Genomic DNA, 9,045 nt, shown 5'->3' with positions numbered 1-9,045 from the left:
GGGCCGAGCCGGAGGTGGCGGTGCGGGGCCGGTCAGGCCCGCAGGAAGGCGAACGAGTCCACGGTGCGGGCCACGGCGCCGCGCAGCGCCGCGACGGTCGGGCCCGCCCGCAGCACCTCGCGGGAGACGTTCGGCACGACGGCGTCGAGGTGCTCGCCCGCCAGACGGCGCACGTCGTCGGCGGTGCCGCCCTGGGCGCCCACGCCGGGCATCAGGATCGGCCCGTGCAGCGCGCTCAGGTCCGGCGCCCGGGTGAGGGTCGCCCCGACGACGACACCCACCGAGCCGAGGGTGTCGGCGCCGGCGTTGCGGGCCGCGGCCTCGTCGACCATCACCTGCGCGACGCTGCGCCCGTCGGCGACGCGCGCGTGCTGCACCTGCGCCCCCTCCGGGTTGGAGGTGGCCGCGAGGACGAACACCCCGCGCCCGTCGGCGGTGCGGCGCAGCGCCGGCTCGAGCGACCCGAACCCCAGGTACGGCGAGACGGTGACCGCGTCGGACCCGAGCGGGGACGCGTCGGTCAGCCACGTGCGGGCGTAGGCGTCCATCGTCGAACCGATGTCGCCGCGCTTGGCGTCCGCGAGGACGAGGGTGCCGGTGCCCCGCAGCGCCGCGACGGTGCGTTCGAGCACCGCGATGCCCGCGGAACCGAACGCCTCGAAGAACGCGACCTGCGGCTTGACCACGGCCACCTGCCCGGCGAAGGCGTCGACGCACGCCTCCGCGAACCGCTCGAGACCCGCGACGTCGACCGTCAGCCCCCAGTCGGTGAGCAGTTCCGGGTGCGGGTCGATGCCGACGCACAGCGGCCCGCGCTCGGCGAGGGCCGCGTGCAGGCGCTGCCCGAACGTCGTCACGACGCCGGGCCCGTGGTGCCGTCGGGCAGGCCGCCGACGCCGGCGGACTCCGCCGCCGCGTCCTCGCGGAGCCCGGCGTGCATCTCCTGCAGCGAGCGGACCCCGATGTCGCCACGGATGGCGGCCTCGATGCCCTGGACGGCCGCGGAGGCACCCTGCACGGTGGTGATGCACGGGATGTTCGCGGCGACGGCGGCGGTGCGGATCTCGTAGCCGTCGATGCGCGGCCCGGAATTGCCCCACGGGGTGTTGATCACCATGTCGACCTCGCCGGCGCGGATCTTCTCGACGATGGTGTGTGCCCCCTCGGGCCGCTCCTCCTCCGACACCTTGTACACGTGCTCGCACGGGATGCCGTTGCGGCGCAGCACCTCCGCGGTGCCGATCGTGGCGAGCACCCGGAAGCCGAGGTCGGCGAGCCGCTTGACGGGGAAGATCAGCGACCGCTTGTCCTTGTTGGCGACCGAGACGAACACCGAGCCGGAGGTGGGCAGCGACCCGTAGGCGGCGGTCTGGCTCTTGGCGAACGCGGTGCCGAAGTCGTCGTCGATGCCCATGACCTCGCCGGTGGACTTCATCTCCGGGCTGAGCAGCGAGTCGATGCCGGTGCCGTCGGCGCGGCGGAACCGGTTGAACGGCAGCACCGCCTCCTTCACCGCGACGGGAGCGTCGGCCGGGGCGTGCCCGCCGTCGCCGTGGGCGGGCAGAATGCCCTCGGCGCGCAGGTCGGCGATGGTTTCGCCCATCATGACCCGGGCGCAGGCCTTGGCGAGCTGTACCGCGGTGGCCTTCGAGACGAACGGCACGGTGCGGGAGGCGCGCGGGTTGGCCTCGAGCACGTAGAGGATGTCGTCCTTGAGGGCGTATTGCACGTTGAGCAGGCCCTTGACGCCGATGCCGCGCGCGAGGGCCTCGGTGGAGCGGCGCACGTTCTCGAGATCGGAGCGGCCGAGGGTGATCGGCGGCAGCGCACACGACGAGTCGCCGGAGTGGATGCCGGCCTCCTCGATGTGCTCCATGATGCCGCCGATGAAGACGTCGGTGCCGTCGCACAGAGCGTCGACGTCGATCTCGACCGCGTCGTCGAGGAAGCGGTCGACCAGCACCGGGCGGTCCTCGGAGATCTCGGTGGCGCGAGAGATGTAGTTCTCGAGCGCCGTCTCGTCGTAGACGATCTCCATGCCGCGCCCGCCGAGCACGTAGGACGGGCGGACCAGCACCGGGTAGCCGATGCCGGCGGCGATCTCACGGGCGCCCTCGAAGGTGGTGGCGGTGCCGAACTTCGGCGCCGGCAGGCCCGCCTCGGTGAGCACCCGGCCGAACTCGCCACGGTCCTCGGCCAGATCGATGGCCTCCGGGCTGGTGCCGACGATCGGCACCCCGGCAGCCTTCAGCCGCCGCGCGAGCCCGAGCGGGGTCTGGCCGCCGAGCTGGACGATGACGCCGGCGACGGTGCCGGACTGCGACTCGGCCCGGTACACCTCGAGGACGTCCTCGAAGGTGAGCGGCTCGAAGTAGAGGCGGTCGGCGGTGTCGTAGTCGGTCGAGACCGTCTCGGGGTTGCAGTTGACCATGACGGTCTCGTAGCCGGCCTGCGACAGGGTCAGGGCGGCGTGCACGCACGAGTAGTCGAACTCGATGCCCTGGCCGATGCGGTTGGGGCCCGAGCCGAGGATGAGCACCTTCGGCCGCTCGTGCTGCTCGGCGACCTCGGTCTCGGCGTCCGGGTCGAGCTCGTACGTCGAGTAGTGGTACGGGGTCCTGGCCTCGAACTCGGCGGCGCAGGTGTCGACGGTCTTGTACACCGGGTGCACGCCGAGCTGCTCGCGCAGGGCACGCACCGCGTCCTCGTCGCCGAGTTCGGGGCGCAGCGCCGCGAGCTGCCGGTCGGAGAAACCGTGGTGCTTGGCGAAGCGCAGTTCCCGCGCACCGAACGTCCCGGCGGCGCGCACCTTCTCCCCCAGCTCGACGATCTGCTGGATCTGGTCGAGGAACCACGGGTCGATCTTGGTGGCGTCGAACAGCTGCTCGACGGTGGCGCCGAGCTCGAAGGCCTTGGCGATGCCGTAGAAGCGGCCGTCGTGCGGGACCTTCAGCTCCTCGAGCAGGCTGCCGAGATCTTCCGTCTCGACCTCGGGGCCGGTCCAGAACCCGGACCGCTTGGTCTCGAGCGACCGCAGGACCTTGCCGAACGCCTCGGTGAAGTTGCGGCCGATGGACATGGCCTCACCCACCGACTTCATGGTGGTGGTCAGGGTGCCGTCGGCGCCGGGGAACTTCTCGAACGCGAACCGCGGGGCCTTGACGACGACGTAGTCGAGCGTCGGCTCGAAGCAGGCCGGCGTCTCCCTGGTGATGTCGTTGACGATCTCGTCGAGGGTGTAGCCGATGGCGAGCTTGGCGGCCATCTTCGCGATCGGGTAGCCGGTGGCCTTCGACGCCAGTGCGGACGAGCGCGACACGCGCGGGTTCATCTCGATCACCACGAGGCGACCGTCGCGCGGATCCATCGCGAACTGGATGTTGCAACCGCCGGTGTCGACGCCGACCTCGCGCAGGATCGCGATCGACAGGTCGCGCATCTCCTGGTATTCGCGGTCGGTCAGGGTCATCGCCGGCGCGACGGTGACCGAGTCGCCGGTGTGGACGCCGACCGGGTCGACGTTCTCGATCGAGCAGACGATCACGACGTTGTCGCGGCCGTCGCGCATGAGCTCGAGCTCGTACTCCTTCCAGCCGAGGATGGACTCCTCGATGAGCACGTTCGCGGTCGGCGAGGCGGCGAGGCCGCCGCCGGCGATGCGCTCGAGATCGGCCTCGTCGTAGGCCATGCCGGAGCCGAGGCCGCCCATGGTGAACGACGGGCGCACCACGACGGGGTAGCCGAGTTCGGTGACGGTGTCGCGCACCTCGTCCATCGTGTAGCAGACCCGCGAGCGCGCGGACTCGCCCCCGCACTTGGCGACGATGTCCTTGAACTTCTGCCGGTCCTCGCCGCGCTGGATGGCGTCGAAGTCGGCGCCGATGAGCTCGACGTCGTACTTGGCGAGGATGCCCTGCTCGTGCAGGGCGACTGCGGTGTTGAGCGCGGTCTGCCCGCCCAGGGTGGCCAGCACCGCGTCGATCGGGGTGCCCTTGGCCTGCTCGGCGGCGATGACCTTCTCGACGAACTCGGCGGTGATCGGTTCGACGTAGGTGGAGTCGGCGAACTCCGGGTCGGTCATGATCGTCGCCGGGTTGGAGTTGACGAGGGAGACCCGCAGGCCCTCCTCGCGCAGCACCCGGCACGCCTGCGTGCCGGAGTAGTCGAACTCGCAGGCCTGGCCGATGACGATCGGGCCGGAGCCGATGACGAGGATGTGGGAGAGATCGGTACGGCGTGGCATTTAGTTCTTCTCTCCCTCGAGCATGCTGGTGAACCGGTCGAACAGGTAGGAGGCGTCGTGCGGGCCGGCCGCCGCCTCGGGGTGGTACTGCACGGAGAAGGCGGACCCGTCGAGCAGGCGCACGCCCTCGACGGCGCCGTCGTTGGCGCAGGTGTGGCTGATCACGGCCCGGCCGTAGGGCGTGTCGAACTCCTGCCCGGCTTCGCCCTCGAGCGCGAAGCCGTGGTTCTGGGCGGTGATGGCGATGCGGCCGGTCTCGTGCTCGATCACGGGGATGTTGATGCCGCGGTGGCCGAACTTCATCTTGTAGGTGCCCAGGCCGAGGGCGCGGCCGAGGATCTGGTTGCCGAAACAGATGCCGAACAGCGGCAGTCCCTGCCCGAGCACCTCCTTGGTCAGGTGCACCGCGCCGTCCGCGGTGGCCGGGTCGCCGGGGCCGTTCGAGAGGAAGACCCCGTCGGCCTTCAGGTCCAGGATGTCGTGCAGCGTCGCGGTGGACGGCAGCACGTGCACGCGCATGCCGCGCTGGGCGAACATCCGCGGGGTGTTGGTCTTGATCCCGAGGTCGATCGCGGCGACGGTGAAGCGGGCCTCGCCGTCGGGCTCGACGACGTAGCCGCTCGTGGTGGTGACCTCACCGGCCAGGTCGGCGCCGAGCATCGACGGCTGGCTCCGCACCCGATCCAGCAGGGTCTGCTCGTCGGCGAGGGCATCACCGGAGAAGACGCCCGCCCGCATCGAGCCGCGGGTGCGCAGGTGCCGCACCAGGGCGCGGGTGTCGATCCCGGCGATGCCGACGATGTGCTGCCGCTCGAGCTCGTCCTGCAGGGAGCCGGACGCGCGCCAGCTCGAGGTGCGGCGCGCCGGGTCGCGCACGACGTAGCCGGCGACCCAGATCTTCGCGCCGGCGGGGTCACCGGTGGGCCCGACGGACTCGTTGTCCTCGGTGTTCCACCCGGTGTTGCCGATCTGCGGGGCCGTGGAGACCACGATCTGCCGGTGGTAGCTCGGGTCGGTGAGGGTCTCCTGGTAGCCGGTCATGCCGGTGCTGAACACGGCCTCGCCGAGGGTCTGCCCCACCGCACCGAAGACGGTGCCGCGGAACGTGCGCCCGTCCTCGAGCACCAGGATCGCGGTGTCCGTGTCGAAGTTGTTGCCGCTCATGCGTTCTCTCCGTTCTGCTCGACCTCACCGGAGCTCGCCGCATCAGCCGAAATCTCGCGTACCGTCGTCGCTGTACCAGCCGTCCAGGCTGTCGTCCTAGCTTTCACTGTCCCGGTAATTCTCGTTCGTCTCCTGCACCCACAGGGGGTAGATGGTCTTGTCGTCGCCGCGGAATCCCGTGTCGATCTCGGTGCCGGAGGGCAGCTGCCAGCGGATCACCAGCACACCGTCCTTGGTCATCACCTTCCCCGCGAGGCCCCGTTCGGTGCGGATCGCCCGGATCGAGTCCTGCGGGATCCAGATCGGCGAGGCGCCGTCGCGTTCGAGCAGCACTCCGGCGCGGTAGCGGCTGAGCTCGCCGGCCGCGCGGTGGCCGAGGTCGCCGACGGCGATCCGGTCCTGCCAGCTCGGCGCGAGGGTGCTGCCCACGTACAGGCCTGTGCTGGGGGCCACCAGCTGCTCCCCCAGCTCGGCCGGCACCGGCGGGAGGGCACCGACGGCATCGGCCTGGCGTCGGCCGCGGCCGCGCCAGCCCTTCCACATCAGCAGGGCCAGCACCACCCACAGGGCGACGAAGCCGAGCGTGAGCAACACGCGGTCCATCACCGCACCCCGCTTCCGGTGGCCGGCCGGACCGTGCCGTCGAGCGCGGTGATCCGGCCGCGCAGCACGGTCGCGACGACCTTGCCGGGCAGGGTCATCGCCTCGTACGGCGTGTTGTGCGCGACCGAGGCCAGCTCCGGTCCGCGCACCGTCCACTCGGCGTCGGGGTCGACGAGCACCACGTTGGCCGGCTCCCCCACCTCGAGGGGCCGCCCCTGGTCGTCGAGGCCGACGATCTCGGCGGGCCGTTCGCTCATCACCTTCGCGACGCCGCGCCAGTCCAGCAGCCCGGGGCGGACCATCGTCTCGACGACGATCGACAGGGCCGTCTCGAGGCCGAGCATGCCGGGACGGGCCTGGGAGAACTCGCAGCACTTGTCCTGCTCGGCGTGCGGGGCGTGGTCGGTGGCGACGCAGTCGAGCACGCCCTCGGCCAGGCCGCGGCGCAGCGCCTCGACGTCGGAGCGCTCACGCAGCGGCGGGTTGACACGGTTGACGCCGTCGTAGGTCTCGAGCCGCGAATCGTCCAGCAGGAGGTGGTGCGGGGTGACCTCGGCGGTGATCGGGATCCCTTGCGCCTTAGCCCATTTCACCAGCTCGACGGTGCCGGCGGTGGAGGCGTGGCAGATGTGCACGCGGGCTCCGGCGTCCCGGGCGAGCAGGGCGTCGCGCGCGACGATGGACTCCTCGGCCGCGCGCGGCCAGCCGGCCAGGCCGAGGCGCGCCGCGGTGGGGCCCTCGTGGGCGACGGCTCCGGCGGTCAGCCGCGGTTCCTCGGCGTGCTGGGCGATGAGCACCCCGAGCGAACTCGAGTACTCGAGCGCCCGGCGCATGATGAGCGGGTCGTACACGCAGTGCCCGTCGTCGGAGAACATCCGGACGCGGCCGACGCCGGCGGCCATGGTGCCCATCTCCGCGAGCTGCTTGCCCGCGAGGCCGACGGTGACGGCGCCGACGGGGTGCACATCGACGAGGCCGACCTCCTGCCCGCGCCGCCACACGTGGTCGGTGACGACGACGGAGTCCGCGACGGGGTCGGTGTTGGCCATCGCGAACACCGCGGTGTAGCCGCCGAGCGCCGCCGCGGCGGATCCGGTGTCGATGGTCTCGGTGTCCTCGCGGCCGGGCTCGCGCAGGTGCGTGTGCAGGTCGACGAAGCCGGGCAGCAGGACCCGTCCGGCGCCGTCGATCACCTCGGCGTCGGAGCCGGCATCGAGGTCGGTCCCGATCCCGAGGATCTGCTCGTCGCCGAGCAGCACGTCGGTCGGCGCGCCCTCCCCGTAGACGAGCACGTTGCGGATGAGCACCTGCGGCGACACCGAATCTTCTCCTGTCCCAGTGTTCTTCGTATCCTGCGCGGCTGCGCGGTCCGCGTGCGAGCCGGTCATGCGATCGCGCTCTCCGTGCCGACGAGCAGACGGAACAGCACGGCCATGCGCACGTGCACGCCGTTGCTCACCTGCTGCAGCACCGCGGTCTGCGGGGCGTCGGCGACCGCGGAGGCGATCTCCATGCCGCGCAGCATCGGACCGGGGTGCAGCACCACGGCGTGCTCGCCGAGCATCGCCAGCCGCTTCTCCGACAACCCGTATCCGATCGAGTACTCGCGCGCCGACGGGAAGAACCCGCCGTTCATGCGTTCGGCCTGCACCCGCAGCATGAGCACCGCGTCGAGGCCGGGCAGTTCGGCGTCGAGCGAGTGCGACACGGTCACCGGCCAGGTCTCCACGCCCACCGGCAGCAGCGTGCGGGGCGCGACCAGCACCACCTCGGCGCCGAGTGTGGACAGCAGCAGCGCGTTGGAGCGGGCGACACGGCTGTGCAGGATGTCGCCGACGATCCCGATGCGCCGGCCGGCGATCGACCCGAGCCGCTGCCGGAGGGTCAGCGCGTCGAGCAGGGCCTGCGTGGGGTGTTCGTGGGTGCCGTCGCCGGCGTTGATCACCGCCGGCCCGCCGCCGTTGCCGTCGCCGGTCCAGTCGGCGATGCGGTGCGCGGCGCCCGAGGCGGGGTGCCGCACGATCAACGCGTCCGCGCCGGCGGCGTGCAGGGTCAGCGCGGTGTCGCGCAGCGATTCGCCCTTGGCGACCGACGAGCTCGAGGCGCTGACGTTGATCACGTCCGCGCTCATCCACTTGCCGGCGACCTCGAACGAGACCCGGGTGCGGGTGGAGTTCTCGAAGAACACCGTCATCACGGTGCGGCCCCGCAGGGTCGGCAGCTTGCGCACCTCACGGCCGAGCAGCGCCTGCTCGAACCGTTCGGCCTCGTCGAGAAGCTCGGTCGCGGACGCCTCGGTCAGGTCCGCGATGGAGAGCAGGTGCTTCACGAAATCTTGCCTCCGGAGATCACCACGGCGTCGCGGTCGTCCTGCTCGGTGAGCAGGACCCGCACGTCCTCGGCGCGGGCGGTGGGGACATTCTTGCCGACGTAGTCGGCGCGCAGCGGCAGTTCGCGGTGGCCGCGGTCGACCAGGACGGCGAGCTGCACGGCGCGGGGCCGGCCGAGGTCGCGCAGGGCGTCGAGCGCGGCGCGCACCGAGCGGCCGGAGAACAGGACGTCGTCGACGAGGACGACGAGGGCGTCCTCGACGCCGCCTTCGGGCACCGACGTGCGCTCGAGCGGCCGGTGCGGCTTGGTGCGCAGGTCGTCGCGGTAGAGGGTGATGTCGAGGGAGCCGACGGGCACGGTCACCCCGGAGAACTCGGCGATGCGTTCGGCGAGCCGGTGCGCGAGGGTGGTGCCGCGGGTGGGGATACCGACGAGGACGACGCGGGGGGCCTCGCCCTCGGGGGCGTCGAGCGCGGTCTTCTCGATGATCTGGTGCGCGATGCGGGCGACGGTGCGGCCGACGTCGGCTGCGGAGAGCAATTCGCGGGCCGGACCGGGCGTGGATACCGGCGACCCGTCTTCGGACATGGCCATACTGCGACCTCCTTCTCCGCCTCGCTGGACGGATCGTTAAAGGATGCCTGACGGTGCATCAGCGTAGCAGCGGCCGGTGACCCCCAGACACGGGTGCGGGGTGAGGCGTG

Annotated in this window: 7 protein-coding genes; all 7 read right to left on the bottom strand. The window is 71.6% G+C overall.

The window, feature by feature from the left end:
* Positions 1-32: 32 nt before the first annotated feature.
* Positions 33-857, bottom strand: a complete 825-nt coding sequence (gene pyrF, locus CQZ88_RS20310) for an orotidine-5'-phosphate decarboxylase (protein ID WP_006937640.1) — start codon at positions 855-857, stop codon at positions 33-35.
* Positions 854-4,243: a carbamoyl-phosphate synthase large subunit gene (gene carB, locus CQZ88_RS20305; RefSeq protein WP_102800213.1), complete on the bottom strand. Its 3,390-nt coding sequence runs from the start codon at positions 4,241-4,243 to the stop codon at positions 854-856. Before carB ends, pyrF begins: the two co-directional genes overlap by 4 nt.
* Positions 4,244-5,407: a glutamine-hydrolyzing carbamoyl-phosphate synthase small subunit gene (carA, locus tag CQZ88_RS20300; protein ID WP_006937638.1), complete on the bottom strand. Its 1,164-nt coding sequence runs from the start codon at positions 5,405-5,407 to the stop codon at positions 4,244-4,246.
* A 96-nt stretch (positions 5,408-5,503) separates the two neighbouring features.
* Positions 5,504-6,010 carry a hypothetical protein gene (locus CQZ88_RS20295; RefSeq protein WP_029543596.1) on the bottom strand — a complete coding sequence of 169 codons (507 nt, stop codon included), beginning with the start codon at positions 6,008-6,010 and terminating at the stop codon, positions 5,504-5,506.
* The gene (locus CQZ88_RS20290; RefSeq protein WP_006937633.1) at positions 6,010-7,329 is read right to left on the bottom strand and encodes a dihydroorotase; all 1,320 of its coding nucleotides are present in this window, start codon (positions 7,327-7,329) and stop codon (positions 6,010-6,012) included. Before CQZ88_RS20290 ends, CQZ88_RS20295 begins: the two co-directional genes overlap by 1 nt.
* A gap of 65 nt (positions 7,330-7,394) precedes the next feature.
* Positions 7,395-8,339, bottom strand: a complete 945-nt coding sequence (locus CQZ88_RS20285; protein ID WP_006937625.1) for an aspartate carbamoyltransferase catalytic subunit — start codon at positions 8,337-8,339, stop codon at positions 7,395-7,397.
* The gene (gene pyrR / locus CQZ88_RS20280; protein WP_006937623.1) at positions 8,336-8,935 is read right to left on the bottom strand and encodes a bifunctional pyr operon transcriptional regulator/uracil phosphoribosyltransferase PyrR; all 600 of its coding nucleotides are present in this window, start codon (positions 8,933-8,935) and stop codon (positions 8,336-8,338) included. Before pyrR ends, CQZ88_RS20285 begins: the two co-directional genes overlap by 4 nt.
* Positions 8,936-9,045: the final 110 nt, after the last annotated feature.

The organism is Rhodococcus sp. ENV425 (assembly GCF_002887785.1).
In the GTDB taxonomy this organism is placed as follows: domain Bacteria; phylum Actinomycetota; class Actinomycetes; order Mycobacteriales; family Mycobacteriaceae; genus Rhodococcus; species Rhodococcus aetherivorans.
Note: the sequence above shows the minus strand (reverse complement) of the source record. Positions and strands in the feature narration are given on the sequence as shown.

Coding starts and splice junctions, on each gene's coding strand:
- pyrR (WP_006937623.1), bottom strand. CDS start 8,935: ATGGCCATGTCCGAAGACGGGTCGCCGGTATCCACGCCCGGTCCGGCC.
- carA (WP_006937638.1), bottom strand. CDS start 5,407: ATGAGCGGCAACAACTTCGACACGGACACCGCGATCCTGGTGCTCGAG.
- CQZ88_RS20295 (WP_029543596.1), bottom strand. CDS start 6,010: ATGGACCGCGTGTTGCTCACGCTCGGCTTCGTCGCCCTGTGGGTGGTG.
- carB (WP_102800213.1), bottom strand. CDS start 4,243: ATGCCACGCCGTACCGATCTCTCCCACATCCTCGTCATCGGCTCCGGC.